Consider the following 19,682-nt stretch of genomic DNA (forward strand, 5'->3'; position numbering starts at 1 on the left):
GGGCGCGGTGGAAATCGCGCAACAGGGCGATCCCGGCGCCGTGGTGCGGCCCCCCCCGGTCGGCCCACCGCACGATGCCGGCGAACGGCTCCCCCGGGTCGCTGCCGTGCGGGCGGGTGCGGTACCCCACGGCGTCCAGCGCGGCGTCGTCGACGCTCAGCAGCGCCTTCCGCCGGGCCGCGGCCCCCGCGCCGCCCGCGCCGCGATCCCGCGGAAGTGGACCGCCATCGCGCGCTGGGCCGCCTCGACGTCCCGGGCGCGCAGGGCGCCGACGATGGCGCGGTGACGGCGGACGGTGACCTCGGCGGGCGGGTCGGGCCGGCCGCGGGTGCCGGCGACCCGGCGGAAGACGGCCCAGAACGCGCCGAGCAGCTGCGGCACCAGCGCGTTGCCGAGCGGCGCGTACAGCAACTCGTGGAACTCCCGGTCCAGTTCGGGAAAGGGCCGGCCGGTGCGGCCCGCCCGCTCCATGCGGTCCACCACCGCCTCCAGCCGGTCGAGGTCGGCGTCGGTGAGGACGCGCGCGCTCCGCCGGATCAGGCCCTCCTCCAGCACCTCCCGGACCTGGAGGATCTCGGCGAGGGCGGCGGTGTCGTCGTCGTGCCGGGCCAGGGCGCGGAAGGTCAGGCCGTCGACGAGCGGGGTCAGCGAGGCCTGGCCGACGTAGGTGCCGTAGCCGTGCCGGATGTCGACGATGTCGAGGGCCTGGAGCGCCTTGAGGGCCTCGCGGACGGAGTTGCGGCTGGCGCCGAAGGCCGCCATCAGCTCCGTCTCCGTGGGCAGCGGGGCGCCGGCGCCGAGCCTGCGGTCGAGGATGAGCTGCACGACCTGGCGCTGTATCCGGCTGCTCCGGGGCTCCTCGGCCATGCGCCGCATCGTACGCGCCCGGGACGTCGGACGTCCCACCTCCGACCGCATCCGGGAGAGCGCCGGGACCGGCGGGGCGCCGATTCGGCCATCGGGCTGCGTCATTGGTCCGACCTGTGGCGGTTGCGCCATTCGTGCGCGATCCCTTGACCGCCCCCACGGCCCCTCCTATGGTCGCGCTGTCCGCAGGACGTAGGACGTCGTACCTCCTCTCTCACCGCGTGCTCCGCCTTCCCACGAGTTCTCTGCCCGCCCCCTCTCCCCGCAGGAGGAACCGTGCGCGACGTGATCCGTGACGTGCCGGCGCCGCGCCGCCGGACGTTCCTGAAGCACACCGGCGCGCTGGGCGCGGCGGCCGCCGTGACGGCGTCGCTGGGGGCCTGCGGCGGGCCGGAGTCCACCAACGACACCGGCGGCGGGGAGGGCGGCCCGGACCGGACGCTGACGGCGGTCATCGGGTACGGCAACGACGGCAGCTGGGACCCGACGCAGACCGCGTCCGCGTTCTGCATGGCCGCCAACCACCACATCTACGAGGGGCTGCTCGACACCGACCCGATCTCCCGCGAGCCGTACGCGGCGCTGGCGACGCGGGTGCCCGAGAACCCGGACGGCACCTCGTGGCGGTTCACGCTGCGGGCGGGCGCGACGTTCCACGACGGCAAGCCGGTCACCGCCGACGACGTGGTGTTCGTCTTCGACCGGATCCTCGACCCGGACACCCAGACCCTCGCCAAGGGGTTCTTCGCGAGCTGGCTGGAGGAGGTCCGGAAGGTCGACGCGCGGACCGTGGAGCTGGTGCTGAAGTTCCCCTTCCCGGACGGGCTGTCGCGGCTGACGCTGGCGAAGATCATGCCGAAGCACGTGTTCTCCCGGCCGGGCGCGTGGAACGAGGCGATCAAGGGGCTGGCGGTCGGCTCGGGGCCGTACCGGCAGACCGCGCACCACCCGAAGTCCAACACCACCTTCGAGGCGTTCGACGGCTACAACGGCCCGCGCAAGCCCGCCTTCAAGCGGATGAACTGGCTGACGATCGTGGACGCCGCGCCGCGCGTCGCGAAGATCTCCGGGGGCGGGGCGGACGCGCAGATCGCCGACAACATCCCGTACGCCAACATCGGCCGGCTGGAGAGCAGCGGGCTGACGGTCGCGGGCGGGGCCGGGATGAACAACCTGTTCCTGATGTTCAACACCCGGCGCAAGCCCTTCGACGACGTGCGGGTGCGGCAGGCGCTGCGCTACGCCATCGACACCGAGAAGATGGTCGAGGTGGCGCTCAAGGGGCACGGGACGCCGTCCACGTCGTTCCTGGACGAGGCCAACCCCTGCCACCGGCGGGCGAAGACCGTCTACGACCACGACCCCGAGCGGGCGAAGGCGCTGCTGCGCCAGGCCGGGGTCAGCGGGCTGGAGATCGACCTCCTCGCGGTGAACGTGAGCTGGATCGCCGACTGCCTGCCGACCGTCAAGTCCTCCTGGGACGCGATCGGCGTGCGCACCACCCTGTCGCCGCAGGAGACCACGGCCGTCTTCACCAAACTGGACCAGAAGCAGGACTACCAGGTCGTCGCCGCCGCCTCCAACCCCAACCAGTTCGGCCTGGACGCCGACCTGATCATGCGTTACAATTATGGGCCCGGCAACCTGTGGATGCAGTACACGCGCTGGGCCGGGCACCCCGTCGCCGAGCGGCTGTTCCGGGACATGGACGCCGCGACCCGGGAGGCGGACCCGGAGCGGAAGAAGGCGATGATCCAGGACTACATCGACGTCGTCGCCGAGCAGGCCGTGCTCTACCCGGTCGTCCACAACGAGCTGATGACGGCCTGGGACCCCGACCAGCTCACCGGGATAAGGGCCCAGCCCTACCCCGGCATCAACCTCCTCCAGGCCAAGTGGGCCTGAGGGGTCCCCGGTGATCGCCGTCGCCCGGATCCTGCTCCGCCGCCTCGCCCTGCTGGTGCCGCTGCTGCTCGGCATCGTGCTGTTCGTGTTCCTGGTGATGCGGTTCTCGGACGTAGACCCGGCGTCCGCGTTCTTCCAGGGCGCCAACCCGACGCCCGAGCAGCTGCACGACTTCCGCGAGGAGCACGGCCTGCTCGACCCGCTCCCCGTCCGCTACCTGCACTTCGTCGGCGACCTGCTCCACGGCGACCTGGGCACCAGCGCCCTGACCCGCGCCCCGGTCGTCGACCAGGTCACCACCGCGCTGCCGCTCACCCTCCAGCTGACCTTCCTCGGGCTCGGCATCGCGGTGGTGCTGGCGCTGGCCGGCGGGGTGACGGCCGCGATCCACCGGGACCGGCTGCCCGACCAGATCATCCGCGTGGTGTCGCTGACCGGGGTCGCCGCGCCCGGTTTCTGGCTGGCGCTGCTGATGATCCAGTACCTGGCGGTGGACCTGGGCTGGTTCCCCACGGGCGGCTACGTCAACCCGGCGGACTCCGTCACGGGCTGGCTGCGGACGATGACGCTGCCCGCCCTGGCCCTGTCGCTGCCCGTCGCCGCCCAGCTCACCCGGATCGTGCGGACGGCGGTGGTGGAGGAGCTGGACAAGGACTACGTCCGCACGGCGATCGGCAGCGGGCTGCCGCCGCACGTGGTGGTGGGGCGGAACGTGCTGCGGAACGCGCTGATCAACCCGCTCACCGTGCTCGGCCTGCGCGTCGGCTACCTGCTGGGCGGCGCGGTCGTCATCGAGACGATCTTCTCCCTGCCCGGCATGGGCAAGCTGATGATCGACGCCGTGAAGAACGGCGACCCGGCCGTCGTCCAGGGCGTCGTGCTGACCACGGCGGCCGGCTTCGTCGTCGTCAACCTCGTCATCGACATCCTCCACCTGCTGGTCAACCCACGACTGAGGGACACGACCGCATGATCACGCGCAACAGGCTCACCGAGGCGCTCGCCCGGCCCGGCATCCGGCTGCGCGGTCCGCGCCGGCTGCCGCCGCTGTCGAAGGCCGCCGTCTGCTTCCTCGCCGTCGTCGTCCTCATGGCGCTGCTGGCGCCGCTGCTCGCGCCGCACGACCCGCTCGACCAGCAGCCGCCGGTCGACGGCACCGGACGCCCCTCGGCGGAGCACTGGATGGGGCAGGACAGCCTCGGCCGGGACATCCTCAGCCGGCTGATGTACGGGGCCCGCTGGTCCCTGGCCATCGGGCTCGGCGCCACCGCGCTCGCCCTCGTCGCCGGCGCCCTGCTCGGCGCGGTCGCGGCCACCTCCCGCAAGGCGGTCGACGAGACGCTGATGCGCTGCCTGGACGTGGTGATGGCGTTCCCCGGCATCGCGCTGGCGGCCGTCCTGGTCGCCGTGTTCGGCGGCGGGATCACCGTGCTGATCTGCGCGATCGCCTTCCTGTTCACCCCGCCGGTGGCCCGCGTCGTCCGGGCGAACGTGCTCGACCAGTACGGCGAGGACTACGTGACGGCGGAACGGGTGATCGGCGCGCGGACGCCGTACATCGTCGTCCGGCACGTGGCGGTCAACTGCGCCGCGCCGGTGCTGGTGTTCTGCACCGTCCAGGTCGCCGAGGCTGTCGTCTTCGAGGCGTCGCTGTCCTTCATCGGGGCCGGGGTCCGGCCGCCCGACCCCTCCTGGGGCAGCGTCATCGCGGACGGCAAGAACATGGTGCTGACCGGCGGCTGGTGGGCGACCGTCTTCCCCGGGCTGCTGATGCTGCTCACCGTGCTGTCGCTGAACGTCCTGTCCGAGGGCGTCTCCGACGCGTGGGCGGCGCCCTCGGCGCGCGAGGTCGACGTCCGCGACGGCGACCGGCTGGAGGCGCCCGAGCCGGGCAGCGGCCGGGTGCTGCCGCTGCCCGGCCTCGCGGCGGCGGCCCGGCGGCTGCGCTCCCGGGCCCGCGCGGTGCCCCGCGACGGGCAGCCGGTGCTGGCGGTGGAGAACCTCGCCATCGGCTTCGACCACCGCCACGGCGGCGTGGACGTCGTCGACGGCATCGGCTTCGAGGTGCACCCCGGGGAGGTCGTCGGACTGGTCGGCGAGTCGGGCTGCGGCAAGTCGCTGACCGCGCTCGCGATCATGGGCCTGGAGCCGAAGGGGGCGCGGGTGCGCGGGCAGGTCCGCTTCGGCGGGCGGGACCTGCTGGCCGAGCCGATGCGCGTGCGCCGCCGGCTCCTCGGCCACGAGATGGCGATGATCTACCAGGACGCCCTGTCGTCGCTGAACCCGGCCATGACCATCCAGGCCCAGCTCAGGCAGGTCGTGCGGCGCGGGGGCCGGCGCAGCCCGCACGAGCTGCTGGCGATGGTCGGCCTGGACCCCGCGCGCACCCTGCGCAGCTACCCGCACGAGCTGTCCGGCGGGCAGCGCCAGCGCGTCCTGATCGCCATGGCGCTCTCCCGCGACCCGCGGCTGATCGTCGCCGACGAGCCGACGACCGCGCTGGACGTGACCGTGCAGGCGCAGGTGATGGAGCTGCTGCTGAGGCTGCGGGAGGAGCTGGGCTTCGCGCTGATCCTGGTCTCGCACGACCTGGCGCTGGTCGCGGACGTCACCGACCGGGTGGTGGTGATGTACGGCGGGCAGATCGTGGAGACCGGCGTGACCGCCGACCTGGTGGCGGCGCCCGCCCACCACTACACGCGCGGCCTGCTCGGCAGCGTGCTGTCGCTGGAGTCGGCCGCGGAGCGGATGACGCAGATCAAGGGGGTCGTGCCGGCCCCCGCCGACTTCCCGGCCGGCTGCCGGTTCGCCGACCGGTGCCCGCTGGCGAGCGAGGTCTGCCGCACGACCGCGCCCGGCCCGCGGGGCACCCCGGCGCACACGGCGGCCTGTCACCACCCGGCCGTCGACCTGGCCGCGACCGGAAGCGAGGTGGTCCCGTGACCGCGCCGGCGGACCCGCAGCGGGGCGGCGCCGCGCCCGCGCTGGTGGAACTGGTGGACGCGCACGTCGTGCACAGGGCCCGCAGCGGCGGCCTGTTCACCCGGGACCGGGTGTACGCCCTCACCGGCGCCGATCTCGCGATCGCGCCCGGCGAGACGGTCGGCGTGGTCGGCGAGTCCGGCTGCGGCAAGTCCACGCTGGCGAAGGTGCTGGTGGGCGTGGAGCGGCCGACGTCCGGGCGGGTGCTGTTCCGGGGCCGCGACCTGTGGGCGATGCCGGCGGCCGAACGCCGCGCGGCCGTCGGCGGCAGCACCGGCATGATCTTCCAGGACCCGTCGACGGCCCTGAACCGCCGGCTGACCGTCCGCCGGATCCTGCGCGACCCGCTGGACGTGCACGGCCGGGGCACGACGGCGCAGCGGGAGGAGCGGGTGCGGGAACTGATGTCCCTGGTCGGCCTCCCCCGCGCCCTCGCCGACGCGCTGCCCGGCCGGCTGTCGGGCGGCCAGCGCCAGCGCGTCGCCATCGCCCGCGCGCTGGCGCTCGACCCGGACCTGGTGGTGGCGGACGAGCCGACCAGCGCCCTGGACGTGTCCGTGCGGGCCCAGATCCTCAACCTCCTGCTGGACCTGAAGGAGCGCCTCGGCCTGGCCCTGGTCTTCGTCTCGCACGACATCCAGACCGTGCGGCGGATGAGCGACCGCGTGATCACCATGTACCTCGGCCGGATCGTCGAGGAGACCCCGGCCGGCCGGGTCACCGACCGGTCCCGGCACCCGTACACCCGCGCCCTGTTCTCCGCCACGCCCGGCCTGCTCGACCCGATCGAGCCGATCCCGCTCACCGGCCCCGTGCCCTCGGCGACGCGCCCGCCGAGCGGCTGCCCCTTCCGCACCCGCTGCTGGAAGGCGGACGGCGTGTGCGCCGACACGATGCCCGGGTTCTCCGCCGCGTCCACGCCGGAGCACCGCTTCCGCTGCCACCATCCTGTGCAGGAGGACGAGTCGACCCGCGACCTCGTACGCCAGAGCAGACCGATGGAGCCCTGATGACGATCCCCGCCCCGCTCACCGGTGTCGTTCCGCCCGTGTGCACGCCCCTGACACCGGAGGGCGAGGTGGACGTCCCCTCGCTGCTCGGCCTGCTCGACCACCTGGTGGCGGGCGGGGTGCACGGTCTGTTCGTGCTCGGTTCGACCTCGGAGGCCGCCCACCTGACGGACCGGCAGCGCCGGCTGGTCGTGGAGACCACCGCGGCCCACCTCGGCGGTCAGCTCCCGGTCCTGGCGGGCGCGATCGACATGACGACGCCCCGGGTGCTGGAGCACGCCGCGTCCGCCGCCGCGGCGGGCGCGGACGCCGTCGTCGTCACCGCCCCGTTCTACGTCCGCACCCACCCGGCCGAGATCGCCCGCCACTACCGGCGGATCGCCGCCGCCTGCCCGGTCCCGGTCCTCGCCTACGACATCCCGTCCGCCGTGCACACCAAGCTGCCCGCCGGCCTGGTGCTGGAGCTGGCCGCCGACGGGGTGCTGGCCGGGCTGAAGGACTCCAGCGGCGACCTGGGCGGCTTCCGCGAGGTCGTCACCGGCGTCCGCGCCCGCCCCGGCGTCACCGGCTTCAGCGTCCTGACCGGCTCGGAGCTGATCGTCGACGCGGCGCTCGCGGTCGGCGCCGACGGGGCGGTGCCCGGCCTCGCCAACGTCGACCCGCACGGCTACGTCCGCCTGGACCGCCTGCACCGGTCCGGCGACCGGGACGGGGCGCGGGCCGAGCAGGAACGGCTGTGCGCCCTGTTCGGCCTGGTGGACGTCGGCGACCCGGCCCGGATGGGCGGCGCGTCCTCGGCAATCGGCGCCTTCAAGGCCGCGCTGCACCTGCGGGGCGTCATCGCCTGCCCGGCCACGGCCGAACCGCAGGTGCCGCTGTCGCCGGACGAGGTGGCGCGGGTGGGCAAGTACCTCGCCGGGGCGGGGCTGCTGTAGGGCCCTTCGCCGGATCCCCGTGGCGTCGCGGGGCCCGGCCCGCACGGCCGGCGCACGCGCCGGGCGCCGCTCCTTCCGCCACGGGGATCCGCCCGGGGGGTCCTAACGCGCGCCGAGTTCGCCGGCCGGCACCCGGCGGAACTCGATCGTCTCGTACGCCCCGGCCGTCCCCGTCTCGTACAGGATCCCGACCGTGTCCCGGCCGGCCGGCACCAGGTCGGAGTAGGCGGCCCGCCGCTCGGACAGCGTCAGCGCCTTGGTGAAGGTGGCCCCGCCGTCCGTGCTGCGCCAGATCGCCATCGCCCGGCGGGCGGTGGGCACCGACGGCCCGGAGAACAGCAGCGGGCCGCCGCGGCCCGGTGACTGCAGGACGCTGCCCTGGACGACCGGCACGTCGTTCAGCGCGGGCTGCACGGCGTAGGGGCGCTCCAGGCTCTCGCCGCCGTCGCGGGAGCGGGTGTCGAGGCGGTTGCCGGGGCTGCTGCCGTGCTGGTCGCGGGCGTTGAAGTAGAGGGTTCCGTCGGGCAGTTGGGCGGCGGTGGACTCGTTGGCGTTGTCGTGGCCGTCGTAGGAGTCGTCGGTGAAGCCGATCCGCCAGGTGCGGCCGCCGTCGTCGCTGAGCAGGGCGTGGGCGCCGTAGTACCGGGGTTCCTGGCCGGTGTCGGGGGAACCGGCGGGCGGGGCGGCCGAGTGGTTGGCGGGAATCACCAGCCGGCCCCGGTGCGGGCCGTGGGTGAGGGCGACCGCGTGGCCGGGGCCGGTGGCGTACCAGCGCCAGCCGGGCCGCTTCACCGCGGCGGTGATCTCGCGCGGGGGCGTGAAGCGCCGGCCGTCGTCCCGGCTGCGCTGCACGAACACCCGGCGGCTCTGCTCCGCCGTGACCTCGCCGCGCATGATCTGCGCCTCCGTCACCCGGCCGCTGTTGTAGGAGGTGACGAGCACGACCGCGCCGGTGCGCGGGTCGACGACGGGGGCCGGGTTGCCCCGGGTGTCGCCGTTCCCGGCGGCGACGACGGCGATCGGGCCCCAGGTGCAGCCGCCGTCGGCGGAGCGTCTGAGGACGACGTCGATGTCGCCGGAGTCGCCCGCGCCGGCCCGCCGGCCCTCGGCGAAGGCGAGGATCGTACCGGCGCGGGTGCGGACCGCGGCGGGGATGCGGTAGGTGTCGTAGCCGCCCTCGCCCGAGACGTACGGCACGGAGGAGACGCAGCCGGGGGCGGCGAAGGCGGGGGCGGCGGCCGGCGGGCCGAGGAGCACGGCGGCGGCGAGGAGGACCGGTACGAGAAGGGCGCGGCTCGGAGGTGTCATCCCTCTCCCTGGGGGCGGCGGCCGGTGTCGGTCACGTGCCCGCCGGAGTCGACGGCGCCGGCCGGTGCGCCGTGACGGGCGGCTGCGCGGTCACCGGGCGGCCCGCGGCGGCCCGTCCTACGAGGGCGTCCGCGCCGCCTCCAGCAGCCGCTTCACGTCCTGGGCGCAGATGGTCAGCGCCGCCCCCACGGTCGCGAGGACGTCCCGCTCGGCGGGCGTGTAGGGGCCGTCGGCCAGGGCGATGCGGGCGCCCCGGAGGAGGACCGCCTCCCGGCCGGCGGGGGCGAGGTGCGGGGCCAGCGGGTCCAGCGCCTCGTGCAGCTCTATGGCCAGGCCCGCCCCGCAGGGCTCGCCGTGGACCCGTCCGGTGTCCGCCGCCAGCGCCTCGACCAGGGCGGCCAGCTGCTCCTCGGTGCAGCCGTCGAACCCGGCCGCGCGCACGGCGGCCGCGGCCGTCTCCAGCGCCGCGCGGGAGCAGGTGTCGCCGGCGGCCAGCACCGCGAGGGCGACGGTGTGGACGGCGTCGCGGAGCATCGCGGAGAAGCGGACGGTGGTCGGATGGTCGAGGACGTCGGTGCCGAAGTGGCGGCGGCAGGCCGCGCACTCGACGACCGGCCCGGTCCCGCCGCGCGGCAGCACCGGCACGCCGACGAGGGTGAGGCGGCGGCGGCCGGTGAGGCGCTGGTAGTTGCGGTCACCCCCGCAGCCGGGGCAGAAGAACTCGCCGTCGCCGACGCACGTCCACGCGGTGCGGACGCCCAGAACGCGCGCAAGCCCGGCGGCACGGCCGTTTCGTCCCCGTACTGGCAGCACGTCGCACCTCCGTAACCCCGCGGCATCATCGCCGCGTGGCGTGATGTTAGCCACATCACGCAGGCGGAGTCAGTACCCGGGAGGAGACCTTTCCGTGACCTGGCCGAGGAATGGCCGGTATGTGACGGGGCCCCGCCCGCCGGGGCGCGGCGGGCGGGGCCCGGAAAGACCCGTTCGGGCTGGTCAGCGGGATGCCCGGTTGACGGCGGAGACGACCGCCTTCAGCGAGGCGCGGGTGGTGTTCGCGTCGATCCCGATGCCCCACAGGACCTTGTCGCCGACGGCGCACTCGATGTAGGAGGCGGCCTGCGCCGAGGCGCCCTCGCTCATCGTGTGCTCCTGGTAGTCCAGCAGGCGCACGTCGACGCCGATGGACTGCAGCGCGTCGAAGAAGGCCGAGATGGGGCCGTTGCCGCTGCCGGTGAGGACGGTGTCCGCGCCGTCGACGGTGGCCTCGACGGTGAGCGTGTCCACGCCGTCGCGGTCGGTCGTCGACTGGCCGTTCCTCACCTGGATGCGGCCCCAGGGGTTGTCCGGGTTGGGCAGGTACTCGTCCTGGAAGACCTCCCAGATCTCCTTCGGCGTGATCTCGCCGCCCTCGGCGTCCGTCTTCGCCTGGATGATCCGGGAGAACTCGATCTGCATCCGCCGCGGCAGGTCCAGCTTGTGGTCGTTCTTCAGGACGTAGGCGATGCCGCCCTTGCCGGACTGCGAGTTGACGCGGATGACGGCCTCGTAGGACCGGCCGACGTCCTTGGGGTCGATCGGCAGGTACGGCACCGCCCACTCCAGGTCGTCGACCGTGACGCCCCGGGCGGCCGCGTCGGCCTCCATCGCGTCGAAGCCCTTCTTGATGGCGTCCTGGTGGGAGCCGGAGAAGGACGTGTAGACCAGGTCGCCCACGTACGGGTGGCGCGGGTGGACCTCCATCTGGTTGCAGTACTCCCAGGTACGGCGGATCTCGTCGATGTCGGAGAAGTCGATCTGCGGGTCGACGCCCTGGGAGAACAGGTTCATGCCCAGGGTGACCAGGTCGACGTTGCCGGTGCGCTCGCCCTGCCCGAACAGGCAGCCCTCGACGCGGTCGGCGCCGGCCATCAGCGCCAGCTCGGCCGCCGCGACGGCCGTGCCGCGGTCGTTGTGCGGGTGGACGGACAGGCAGACGTACTCGCGGCGGGACAGGTGACGGCCCATCCACTCGAAGCGGTCGGCGTGCGTGGACGGCGTCGAACGCTCCACGGTGGCGGGCAGGTTGAGGATGATCTCGCGGTCCGGGCCGGGCTGCCAGACGTCCATCACCGACTCGCAGACCTCCAGCGCGAAGTCCAGCTCGGTGTCGGTGAAGATCTCGGGGCTGTACTGGTAGCCGAACTCGGTCTCGTCGCCCAGCAGTTTCTCCGCGTACTCCATCACCAGGCGGGTGCCGTCGACGGCGATCTGCCGGATGTCGTCCCTCGAACCGCGGAAGACGACCCGGCGGAAGACCGGGGCGGTGGCGTTGTAGAGGTGGACCGTGGCGCGGCGGGCGCCGCGCAGGGACTCCACCGTGCGCTCGATCAGGTCCTCGCGGGCCTGGGTGAGGACGGAGATCGTGACGTCCTCGGGGATCGCGCCCTCCTCCTCGATGATGGAGCGCACGAAGTCGTAGTCGGTCTGCCCGGAGGCCGGGAAGCCGATCTCGATCTCCTTGTAGCCCATCTTGACCAGCAGGTCGAACATCGCGCGCTTGCGCGCGGGCGACATCGGGTCGATCAGGGCCTGGTTGCCGTCGCGCAGGTCGGTGGAGAGCCAGCGGGGGGCCTTGGTGATCCGCCGGTTCGGCCAGGTGCGGTCGGGGAGGTCGACCTGCTCGTACCCGCGGTACTTGTGGATCGGCAGGGAACTGGGCTGCTGGCGGTTGACCATGGTCGCGTGGGCTCCTAAGGGTGTCCGCGATGTCCGCGTGTGCGGGGATACGGCCGACGACGCAACACCAAGCTCCGCGGGGAGGGGGTCGGCCTCGACTACAGGCCCTCGCCGCGGCAGCTAAGGAGAAGCAGCCCGAAATGCATGATGCTCCGCAGCCTAGCCGAGCCACGCCGGACGCGCGGGCCTGTTCCAGTATGCGGGACCGTGGAGAAATACTGGACAAAGAGTGCCGTATACCACTTCGTGCACGGCAGCAGGCCTCTCTGTCACGGTATTTCACCGATGGCGGTGGCTGATGGTGACATCGAGGTGACACAGTGCAAGGGTTCCGGACATGACCATCCACGGGGGCTTCGAGCCCGTCTTCTGCACCATCGTGCCGCCCCACGTCCTCGACGCACTCGCCCGGTCCGGGGACCCGGCCCTCGCCCGCCCCGCGCGCCGCACCCTGGAGCGCGACGCCTTCGAGCGCACCCACCGCCGGCTGACCACGGTCCTCGGCGCCCCGGCCGCGGCCCGGCCCGCCGCCGGGCCCGGCACGCCGCACCGCACCGTCTACGACGCCCGGCACGGCACCGACCTGCCCGGCCACAAGGTGCGCGGCGAGGGCGACGACCCCGGCCAGGACGCCTCCGTCAACCGCGCCTACGCCGGCCTCGGCGCCACCTTCGAGCTGTTCCTCACGGCGTACGGGCGCGACTCCATCGACGGCGCCGGGCTGCCGCTGGACGCGACGGTGCACTACGACCGGGATTACAACAACGCCTTCTGGAACGGCGAGCAGATGGTCTTCGGCGACGGGGACGGGGAGATCTTCCTCGACTTCACCCTCCCCGTCGACGTCATCGGCCACGAACTCGCCCACGGCGTCACGCAGTACACCGCCAACCTGACCTACTTCGGCCAGTCCGGCGCCCTCAACGAGTCGGTGTCGGACGTCTTCGGCGCCCTCATCAAGCAGTACACGCTGGGTCAGACCGCCGCCGAGGCCGACTGGCTGATCGGCGCCGGCCTGCTCGCCCCGCGCGTCACCGGCAAGGCGCTGCGCTCGATGAAGGAGCCGGGCACGGCCTACGACGACGACGTCCTCGGCAAGGACCCGCAGCCGGCGACGATGGACGACTACGTCCGCACCGGCAGCGACAACGGCGGCGTGCACATCAACTCCGGCATCCCCAACCGCGCCTTCTACCTCGCGGCCACCGCGCTGGGCGGCCACGCCTGGGAGCGCGCCGGGCAGATCTGGTACGACGTGCTGACCGGCGGCGAACTCGAACAGGACGCCCGGTTCACGGACTTCGCGACGCTCACGGTGTCGGCGGCGCGGGCGCGTTACGGGGACGGCGAGGAGCGCGAGGCGGTGGCGAAGGCCTGGCAGCAGGTCGGGGTGCGCACCCGGTAGTTCCGTACTAGACAGGGAGCCATGCGTATTCAGGTGAGGTGCACGGGCGGGTTCGCGGGCATCGAGCGCCGTGCCGAGGTGGACACGTCGGGGCGCGCGGACGCGCACGAGTGGCGTGCCCTGGCCGAGCGGGCGGTCGCCGCCGGCCGGGGCACGCCGCCGGCCGGGGTGCCGGACGGGTTCGGCTACCAGATCACCGTGGACGGCAGGACGGTGTACTGCGCGGACCCCCGGCTGACGGACGAACAGCGCGAGCTGATCTCGCGGGTGCTGAAGGAGGGCGCGTGACCCCCGTGCCGGTGCGGGGGATCGGCGTCGGCCGCCGCCCGCGCGGACGGTCCGCGTCCCGCGGTTCCCGGCCGGCTTCCGGCGGGCGTGCCGGCCCCGGCGCACCGGGCCGGGGGCGGCCGGGCTAGAAGCCCAGCCGGCGCAGCTGCTTGGGGTCCCGCTGCCAGTCCTTGGCCACCTTCACGTGCAGGTCCAGGAAGACCGGGGTCCCCAGCAGGGCCTCGATCTGCTTGCGGGACTTGATGCCGACCTCCTTCAGGCGCCTGCCCTTGGGGCCGATGATGATGCCCTTCTGGCTGGGGCGCTCGATGTAGACGTTGGCGTGGATGTCGAGGAGGGGCTTGTCGGCGGGGCGGTCCTCGCGCGGCAGCATCTCCTCCACGACCACCGCGATGGAGTGCGGGAGCTCGTCCCGTACGCCCTCCAGCGCCGCCTCGCGGATCAGTTCCGCGACCATGACCTGCTCGGGCTCGTCGGTCAGGTCGCCCTCCGGGTAGAGGGCCGGGCCCTCGGGCAGCAGCGGGATCAGCAGGTCCGCCAGCAGGTCCACCTGCTTGTTCGCGGTCGCCGACACCGGCACGATCTCCGCCCAGGTGATGCCGAGCTCCTTGCCGAGCTGGTCCACCGCGATCAGCTGCTCCGCCAGGGCCTTGGAGTCGACCAGGTCCGTCTTGGTGACGACGGCGACCTTAGGGGTGCGCTTGATCCCGGCCAGCTCCTTGGCGATGAAGCGGTCGCCGGGGCCGATCTTCTGGTCCGCGGGCAGGCAGAAGCCGATCACGTCGACCTCGGCCCAGGTGGTGCGGACCACGTCGTTCAGCCGCTCGCCGAGCAGCGTGCGCGGCTTGTGCAGCCCCGGGGTGTCGACCAGGATCAGCTGGGCGTCCGGGCGGTGCACGATGCCGCGCACGGTGTGCCGGGTGGTCTGCGGCCGGTTGGAGGTGATCGCCACCTTCTGCCCGACCAGAGCGTTCGTGAGGGTGGACTTGCCCGCGTTGGGCCGCCCGACGAAGCAGGCGAAACCGGCCCGGTGCAGGGCCTCGACCGGTTGCTCGGATGACTGGGTACGAACGCTCATGCCGCCCATTCTCCCTGATCCCCGAAGCCGTGCCGCACCATCGGGCGTGCCCCGCGGGCCGGGGCGGCACCGGCTCCGTACGCCGTCAGCCCGCCGGGACCGTCAGCCGGACCTCGCCGTCCGTCCCGGCCACCAGCACCGGCGTGTCCGGCCCGCCCAGGTCCCGCACGGCGGCCCGGTCCTCGTCCGCGACCTCCTCGGCCTCGGTCACCACGGCCGCCGCCTCCAGGGACTTCGCCCCGGACGCCACCGCCATCGCCACCGCCGTCCGCAGGGCGCTGAGCTGCAGCGAGTCGAGGGCGACGGTCCCGGCGACGTACGTACGGCCCGTCTCGTCGCGTACGGCGGCACCCTCGGGCACGCCGTTGCGGGCCCGCGCGGAACGGGCCAGGGTGACGATCTTGCGGTCCTCGGGGGTGAGCGCGCTGGTGTCGGTCATGATCCGAGCATACGAGGCGGTGCTCGTCACGGGCGGTCCAGGCGGAGCCGGTCGGCGCGCGGCAGGCCGGCGACGACCAGGTCGTAGGAGTCCTCGACGAGTTCCCGGACCAGGCGGTCCGGGAGGCCGCCGTCGGCGGTGACCGTGTTCCAGTGCCTCTTGTTCATGTGGTAGCCGGGGACGATCAGGCCCGGGTGCCGCGCGCGGAGCCGCAGGGCGTCCTCCGGGTCGCACTTGAGGTTGACCGTGAGCGGGCGGGCGTCCAGGTCCACCAGGGCGAACATCTTGCCCAGGACCTTGAAGACCGAGGTCCGGGGGTCGAAGGGGAAGTCCTCCACCGCGGCGTTGAAGGACAGGCAGTACGCGCGCAGCTCCTTCGGGCTCACTCCGGCTCCTTCTCCTCCTCCGGGGGCCTGGCCGGGCCCACCGGCTCCGCCAGCACGGTCACGATCTTGTTCCGGCGGCCGGCGGCGGCCTCCGCGGTCAGCCGCAACTCCCGCCCGTCCGGCAGCTCCACCACGGACGACGCGCCGGCGATCGGGACCCGGCCGAGCGCCTTCGCGAGCAGGCCGCCGACGGTCTCCACGTCCTCGTCGTCGTAGGACTCCAGGCCGTACAGCTCGCCGAGGTCGCCGATGCCGAGGCGGGCGGTGACCCGGTAGCGGTCCTCGCCCAGTTCCTCGACGGGCGGGAGTTCCCGGTCGTACTCGTCGGTGATCTCGCCGACGATCTCCTCCAGGATGTCCTCGATGGTGACGATGCCCGCCGTGCCGCCGTACTCGTCGATGACGACGGCGACGTGGTTGCGCTCCTTCTGCATCTCGCGCAGCAGGTCGCCGGCGTTCTTGGTGTCGGGCACGAAGAAGGCGGGCCGCATGGCGGTGGAGACCAGCTCGCTCTCCGCGTCGCGGCTGATGTGCGTCTTGCGGGCCAGGTCCTTCAGGTACACGATCCCGACGATGTCGTCCTCGCTCTCGCCGGTCACCGGGATGCGGGAGAAACCGGAGCGCAGCGCGAGGGTGAGGGCCTGGCGGATCGTCTTGAAGCGCTCGATGACCACCAGGTCGGTGCGCGGGACCATGACCTCCCGGACGAGGGTGTCGCCCAGCTCGAAGACCGAGTGCACCATGCGGCGCTCCTCCGCCTCGATCAGCGACTCCTTCTCCGCGAGGTCGACCAGCGCGCGCAGCTCCGCCTCGGAGGCGAAGGGGCCGCGGCGGAAGCCCTTGCCGGGGGTGAGCGCGTTGCCGATGAGGATCAGCAGGGAGGGGACGGGGCCCATGATCCTGGCCAGCGGCACCAGGGCGTACGCCGCCGCCGTCGCCGTGTTCAGCGGGTGCTGGCGGCCGATGGTGCGCGGGGAGACGCCGACGGCGACGTACGACACGAGGACCATGACCGCGATGGCGATCGCCAGGGCCTCGCCGGTGTGGTCGAACTCCCGCAGGCAGGCGTGGGTGACCAGCGCGGCGGCGGCCATCTCGCAGGCGACGCGGACCAGCAGCGCCACGTTGAGGTAGCGGGTCGGGTCGGCGGCGACCTGGGCGAGCTTGGCGCTGCCGCGCCGCCCGGAACGCACGGCTTCCTCGGCGCGGAAGCTGGAGACGCGCGCCAGACCCGCCTCCGCGCAGGCGGCGAGCCAGGCGACGACGACCAGGGCGACGGCGCCGGAGACGAGCGGGAGGCTCATGACACGGTCGGAGCCGGGGACGGGCCGGTCAGGCCCCTCTCCGCGCGCCAGCCGTCCACGATGGCCGCCTGCAGGCCGAACATCTCGGCCTTCTCGTCGGGTTCCTCGTGGTCGTAGCCGAGCAGGTGCAGCACACCGTGGACGGTGAGCAGCTGCAGCTCCTCGTCCATGGTGTGCCGCGTCGGCGCCTCGGCGCCCTGCCGGGCGGCGACCTCGGGGCACAGCACGATGTCGCCGAGCAGCCCCTGCGGCGGTTCGTCGTCGTCCTTCGACGGCGGGCGCAGCTCGTCCATCGGGAAGGACATCACGTCCGTCGGGCCCGGCAGGTCCATCCACTGGACGTGGAGCTGCTCCATGGCGTCGGCGTCCACGATGATCACCGAGAGTTCGGAGAGCGGGTGGATGCGCATCCGGGCCAGCGCGTAGCGGGCGATGTCGAGGATCGCCTGCTCGTCGACCTCGGTTCCGGACTCGTTGTTGACGTCGATCGACATGTGTGGCGCTTGTCTACTTCCCCTTGTGCCCGGACTTGCCCCGGCCGCCCTTGTGGGCGCCGTTCTCGGTGCCGTGCTTGCTGTCGTACTGCTCGTACGCGTCGACGATACGGCCCACCAGCTTGTGCCGGACGACGTCGTGCGAGGACAGCCGGGAGAAGTGGACGTCCTCGACGCCCTCCAGGATCTCCTGGACCTGGCGCAGTCCGGACTTCTGGCCGTCGGGGAGGTCGACCTGCGTCACGTCACCCGTGATCACGATCTTCGAGTCGAAGCCGAGGCGGGTGAGGAACATCTTCATCTGCTCGGGGCTCGTGTTCTGGGCCTCGTCGAGGATGATGAAGGCGTCGTTGAGCGTGCGGCCCCGCATGTAGGCGAGCGGCGCGACCTCGATCGTGCCCGCGGCCATGAGCCTCGGGATCGAGTCGGGGTCGAGCATGTCGTGCAGCGCGTCGTACAGCGGGCGCAGGTACGGGTCGATCTTCTCGTACAGCGTGCCGGGCAGGAAGCCGAGGCGTTCGCCCGCCTCGACCGCCGGGCGGGTCAGGATGATGCGGTTGACCTGCTTGGACTGCAGGGCCTGCACCGCCTTGGCCATCGCCAGGTACGTCTTGCCGGTACCGGCGGGGCCGATGCCGAAGACGATCGTGTGCTTGTCGATCGCGTCCACGTACCGCTTCTGGTTGAGGGTCTTGGGACGGATCGTGCGGCCGCGCGAGGACAGGATGTTCTGGGTGAGCACCTGGGCCGGGGTCTCCGGTCCGTCGCTCTCCCCGCTTCCGCTCGCCTTCAGCATGGCGATCGAACGTTCCACGGCGTCCTCCGTCATCGGCTGCCCGGTGCGGAGCACGAGCATCATCTCCTCGAACACGCGCGAGACGAGGGCGACCTCCGCCGGATCGCCGACCGCGCTGATCTCGTTGCCCCGGACGTGGATGTCGGCCGCCGGGAAGGCCTTCTCGATCACACGCAGGAGGGAGTCCCCGGAACCCAGAACGGTCACCATGGGGTGCTGGGCGGGAACGGTGAACTGCACTTTCGCCTGCCCCTGCGCGGGGGTGTGAGCTGTGGGTGTCTCAGTCATGGGCCGGCGCTTAAGGCCTGCGGTTCCTCCTCGTCACGGCCGCGTAGCTGAGGGCGGCCTCGCGCTACCAAGGGTACGACGGGGGCGTGACAACACCGTAGGACTTTTCGGGGCCGGGGTTCCGCGGAGGCCGGGCGGGCCGGACGGGCCGGGAGCGCCGGCGGGAGCCGCCCGGCGTGTCCCGGCCGGGGGCGCCGTGCCCGGACCGGTGCCGCGTCGCGCCGGGCGGGGCCGCACCGGACCCCGGCGGGGCCGTGTCACGCCGGGCGGCGGAAGCCGATCGTCGGGACCGCCCGCCGCAGCGGCCACGGCCTGATCGGGTCGTCCGGGACCAGGTCCGCCAGGAACGCGTACCGCCGCAGGGCCGCCGGGTCCTGGCCCGCCACCGACCGGACCCTGCGCCACCATCCCGCGATCTCCGACCAGCCCGGCGCCGACAGCGACCCGCCGAACTCCTGGACCGAGAGCGCGGCCGTCAGGCCCGCGAAGGCGAGGCGGTCGGCCAGCGGCCAGCCGGCCAGCGTGCCGGTGACGAAGCCGGCGACGAAGACGTCCCCGGCGCCGGTCGGGTCGAGGGCCTCGACGGCGATGGCGGGCACCTCGGCGGTCTCCCCCGTGCGCCGGTCCACGGCGTACGCGCCCTCCGCGCCCAGGGTGACCACGGCGAGCGGCACGTGCTCGGTGAGCGCGTGCGCGGCGGCGCGCGGGCAGGTGGCGCCGGTGTAGCGCATGGCCTCCTCGGCGTTCGGCAGGAACGCCTCGCAGTGGGCCAGGTCGGCGAGGCCCGCCAGGTCCCACGCGCCGGTGTCGTCCCAGCCGACGTCGGCGAAGACGCGGGTGCCCCGGGCGGCGGCCTGCGCGATCCAGGGGGCCCGCCTGCCGGGCGTGAGGGAGGCGATGGCGGCACGCGCGCGGGGCGGGCGGTCGGGGGCGGGTTCCTCCGGGGGCGGTTCGTGGCCGTGGGAGACCATCGTGCGCTCCCCCTCGTAGGCCATCGAGACCGTCACCGGCGAGTGCCAGCCGGGCACCCTGCGCGACGGGGTCAGGTCGATGCCCTCGCCCTGCTCCAGGGCGTCCCAGCAGTAGTCGCCGTAGTGGTCGTCGCCGAACGCGGCGGCGAGGGAGGTCCGCAGGCCGAGGCGAGCCAGCGCGGTCGCCATGTTCGCCACGCCGCCCGGGCTCGATCCCATTCCGCGCGCCCAGGACTCGGTCCCGCGCACCGGGGCGGAGTCGAGCCCGGTGAAGACGATGTCGAGGAAGACGGTGCCCGTGAGGTAGACGTCCCAGGGCGGGTCGCCGGGCGCGCGCAGGGCGGCGAGCGGGTCGACCTGCGTCCGGCGGTGCTGTCCCTCTCCGGTGCGGTGCCGTCCCTCTCCGGTGGGGACGACGGAGGCGGTGGACGGTGTCACGGTGCGCTCCCTGACATGGTGCGGATCAGGCCAGTGTGCACCACGGCACCGGCATCGCGGCGGCCGTCAC

Annotated in this window: 18 protein-coding genes; 7 read left to right on the forward strand and 11 right to left on the reverse strand. The window is 73.3% G+C overall.

The annotated features are described in order from the left end of the window. Positions 1-156 precede the first annotated feature (156 nt). Complete coding sequence (locus ACIBAI_RS01165; RefSeq protein WP_399030714.1) at positions 157-876, reverse strand: FadR/GntR family transcriptional regulator; 720 nt, start codon at positions 874-876, stop codon at positions 157-159. A 267-nt stretch (positions 877-1,143) separates the two neighbouring features. On the opposite strand from ACIBAI_RS01165, the gene ACIBAI_RS01170 reads away from it, so the two are divergent. From ACIBAI_RS01170 to ACIBAI_RS01190, 5 genes are read left to right on the forward strand one after another with little or no spacing between them, the layout of a single operon-like run. Further along, the gene (locus ACIBAI_RS01170) at positions 1,144-2,772 is read left to right on the forward strand and encodes an ABC transporter substrate-binding protein (protein ID WP_399030311.1); all 1,629 of its coding nucleotides are present in this window, start codon (positions 1,144-1,146) and stop codon (positions 2,770-2,772) included. Positions 2,773-2,782: 10 nt separating this feature from the next. Beyond that, positions 2,783-3,745 (forward strand): ABC transporter permease, encoded by a 963-nt coding sequence (locus ACIBAI_RS01175; protein WP_399030313.1) that lies wholly within the window; start codon positions 2,783-2,785, stop codon positions 3,743-3,745. Continuing rightward, positions 3,742-5,715: a dipeptide/oligopeptide/nickel ABC transporter permease/ATP-binding protein gene (locus tag ACIBAI_RS01180; RefSeq protein WP_399030314.1), complete on the forward strand. Its 1,974-nt coding sequence runs from the start codon at positions 3,742-3,744 to the stop codon at positions 5,713-5,715. Before ACIBAI_RS01175 ends, ACIBAI_RS01180 begins: the two co-directional genes overlap by 4 nt. Then, on the forward strand, positions 5,712-6,764 hold the full coding sequence (locus tag ACIBAI_RS01185) for an oligopeptide/dipeptide ABC transporter ATP-binding protein (RefSeq protein WP_399030315.1): 1,053 nt from the start codon (positions 5,712-5,714) through the stop codon (positions 6,762-6,764). Before ACIBAI_RS01180 ends, ACIBAI_RS01185 begins: the two co-directional genes overlap by 4 nt. Further along, positions 6,764-7,699, forward strand: coding sequence for a dihydrodipicolinate synthase family protein (locus ACIBAI_RS01190; RefSeq protein ID WP_399030316.1), 936 nt, complete (start codon positions 6,764-6,766; stop codon positions 7,697-7,699). Before ACIBAI_RS01185 ends, ACIBAI_RS01190 begins: the two co-directional genes overlap by 1 nt. 102 nt (positions 7,700-7,801) lie before the next feature. Here ACIBAI_RS01190 and ACIBAI_RS01195 read toward each other — a convergent pair whose 3' ends face one another. The 3 genes from ACIBAI_RS01195 to leuA form a co-directional block, all read right to left on the reverse strand. Beyond that, positions 7,802-9,007: an exo-alpha-sialidase gene (locus ACIBAI_RS01195; RefSeq protein WP_399030317.1), complete on the reverse strand. Its 1,206-nt coding sequence runs from the start codon at positions 9,005-9,007 to the stop codon at positions 7,802-7,804. 117 nt (positions 9,008-9,124) lie between these two features. Beyond that, entirely contained in the window at positions 9,125-9,820 is a 696-nt protein-coding gene (locus ACIBAI_RS01200) for a TerB family tellurite resistance protein (protein ID WP_399030319.1), read from the reverse strand. A gap of 183 nt (positions 9,821-10,003) precedes the next feature. Continuing rightward, positions 10,004-11,725, reverse strand: a complete 1,722-nt coding sequence (gene leuA / locus ACIBAI_RS01205) for a 2-isopropylmalate synthase (RefSeq protein ID WP_399030320.1) — start codon at positions 11,723-11,725, stop codon at positions 10,004-10,006. A gap of 337 nt (positions 11,726-12,062) precedes the next feature. Here leuA and ACIBAI_RS01210 point away from each other — a divergent pair, with 337 nt between their 5' ends. Together ACIBAI_RS01210 and ACIBAI_RS01215 are read left to right on the forward strand one after the other, a co-directional pair. Next, complete coding sequence (locus ACIBAI_RS01210; protein WP_399030321.1) at positions 12,063-13,130, forward strand: M4 family metallopeptidase; 1,068 nt, start codon at positions 12,063-12,065, stop codon at positions 13,128-13,130. A gap of 21 nt (positions 13,131-13,151) precedes the next feature. Next, positions 13,152-13,418, forward strand: a complete 267-nt coding sequence (locus ACIBAI_RS01215; RefSeq protein WP_399030322.1) for a protealysin inhibitor emfourin — start codon at positions 13,152-13,154, stop codon at positions 13,416-13,418. Between the two features lie 124 nt (positions 13,419-13,542). Here ACIBAI_RS01215 and era read toward each other — a convergent pair whose 3' ends face one another. The 7 genes from era to ACIBAI_RS01250 all read right to left on the reverse strand — a co-directional run bounded on the left by era (position 13,543) and on the right by ACIBAI_RS01250 (position 19,612). Further along, positions 13,543-14,496: a GTPase Era gene (gene era / locus ACIBAI_RS01220; RefSeq protein ID WP_399030323.1), complete on the reverse strand. Its 954-nt coding sequence runs from the start codon at positions 14,494-14,496 to the stop codon at positions 13,543-13,545. An 85-nt stretch (positions 14,497-14,581) separates the two neighbouring features. Further along, a complete protein-coding gene (locus tag ACIBAI_RS01225) occupies positions 14,582-14,935 on the reverse strand; it encodes a cytidine deaminase (RefSeq protein ID WP_344601965.1) in 354 nt (117 codons plus the stop codon). A 26-nt stretch (positions 14,936-14,961) separates the two neighbouring features. After that, positions 14,962-15,321 (reverse strand): MmcQ/YjbR family DNA-binding protein, encoded by a 360-nt coding sequence (locus ACIBAI_RS01230; protein WP_399030325.1) that lies wholly within the window; start codon positions 15,319-15,321, stop codon positions 14,962-14,964. Beyond that, positions 15,318-16,625, reverse strand: coding sequence for a hemolysin family protein (locus ACIBAI_RS01235; protein ID WP_399030326.1), 1,308 nt, complete (start codon positions 16,623-16,625; stop codon positions 15,318-15,320). The genes ACIBAI_RS01230 and ACIBAI_RS01235 overlap by 4 nt, the downstream gene beginning before the upstream one ends. Then, positions 16,622-17,119: an rRNA maturation RNase YbeY gene (ybeY, locus tag ACIBAI_RS01240; RefSeq protein WP_344601971.1), complete on the reverse strand. Its 498-nt coding sequence runs from the start codon at positions 17,117-17,119 to the stop codon at positions 16,622-16,624. The genes ACIBAI_RS01235 and ybeY overlap by 4 nt, the downstream gene beginning before the upstream one ends. Positions 17,120-17,132: 13 nt before the next feature. Continuing rightward, positions 17,133-18,203 carry a PhoH family protein gene (locus ACIBAI_RS01245; protein WP_399030327.1) on the reverse strand — a complete coding sequence of 357 codons (1,071 nt, stop codon included), beginning with the start codon at positions 18,201-18,203 and terminating at the stop codon, positions 17,133-17,135. A 257-nt stretch (positions 18,204-18,460) separates the two neighbouring features. Then, positions 18,461-19,612, reverse strand: coding sequence for a carbohydrate kinase family protein (locus tag ACIBAI_RS01250; protein ID WP_399030328.1), 1,152 nt, complete (start codon positions 19,610-19,612; stop codon positions 18,461-18,463). Between the last annotated feature and the right edge of the window lie 70 nt (positions 19,613-19,682).

It is taken from the genome of Streptomyces sp. NPDC051041 (assembly GCF_044456065.1).
GTDB lineage: Bacteria > Actinomycetota > Actinomycetes > Streptomycetales > Streptomycetaceae > Streptomyces > Streptomyces glaucus.

Coding starts and splice junctions, on each gene's coding strand:
- ACIBAI_RS01165 (WP_399030714.1), bottom strand. CDS start 876: ATGCGGCGCATGGCCGAGGAGCCCCGGAGCAGCCGGATACAGCGCCAG.
- ACIBAI_RS01180 (WP_399030314.1), top strand. CDS start 3,742: ATGATCACGCGCAACAGGCTCACCGAGGCGCTCGCCCGGCCCGGCATC.
- ACIBAI_RS01190 (WP_399030316.1), top strand. CDS start 6,764: ATGACGATCCCCGCCCCGCTCACCGGTGTCGTTCCGCCCGTGTGCACG.
- ACIBAI_RS01195 (WP_399030317.1), bottom strand. CDS start 9,007: ATGACACCTCCGAGCCGCGCCCTTCTCGTACCGGTCCTCCTCGCCGCC.
- leuA (WP_399030320.1), bottom strand. CDS start 11,725: ATGGTCAACCGCCAGCAGCCCAGTTCCCTGCCGATCCACAAGTACCGC.
- ACIBAI_RS01210 (WP_399030321.1), top strand. CDS start 12,063: ATGACCATCCACGGGGGCTTCGAGCCCGTCTTCTGCACCATCGTGCCG.
- ACIBAI_RS01215 (WP_399030322.1), top strand. CDS start 13,152: ATGCGTATTCAGGTGAGGTGCACGGGCGGGTTCGCGGGCATCGAGCGC.
- era (WP_399030323.1), bottom strand. CDS start 14,496: ATGAGCGTTCGTACCCAGTCATCCGAGCAACCGGTCGAGGCCCTGCAC.
- ACIBAI_RS01225 (WP_344601965.1), bottom strand. CDS start 14,935: ATGACCGACACCAGCGCGCTCACCCCCGAGGACCGCAAGATCGTCACC.
- ACIBAI_RS01235 (WP_399030326.1), bottom strand. CDS start 16,625: ATGAGCCTCCCGCTCGTCTCCGGCGCCGTCGCCCTGGTCGTCGTCGCC.
- ybeY (WP_344601971.1), bottom strand. CDS start 17,119: ATGTCGATCGACGTCAACAACGAGTCCGGAACCGAGGTCGACGAGCAG.
- ACIBAI_RS01245 (WP_399030327.1), bottom strand. CDS start 18,203: ATGACTGAGACACCCACAGCTCACACCCCCGCGCAGGGGCAGGCGAAA.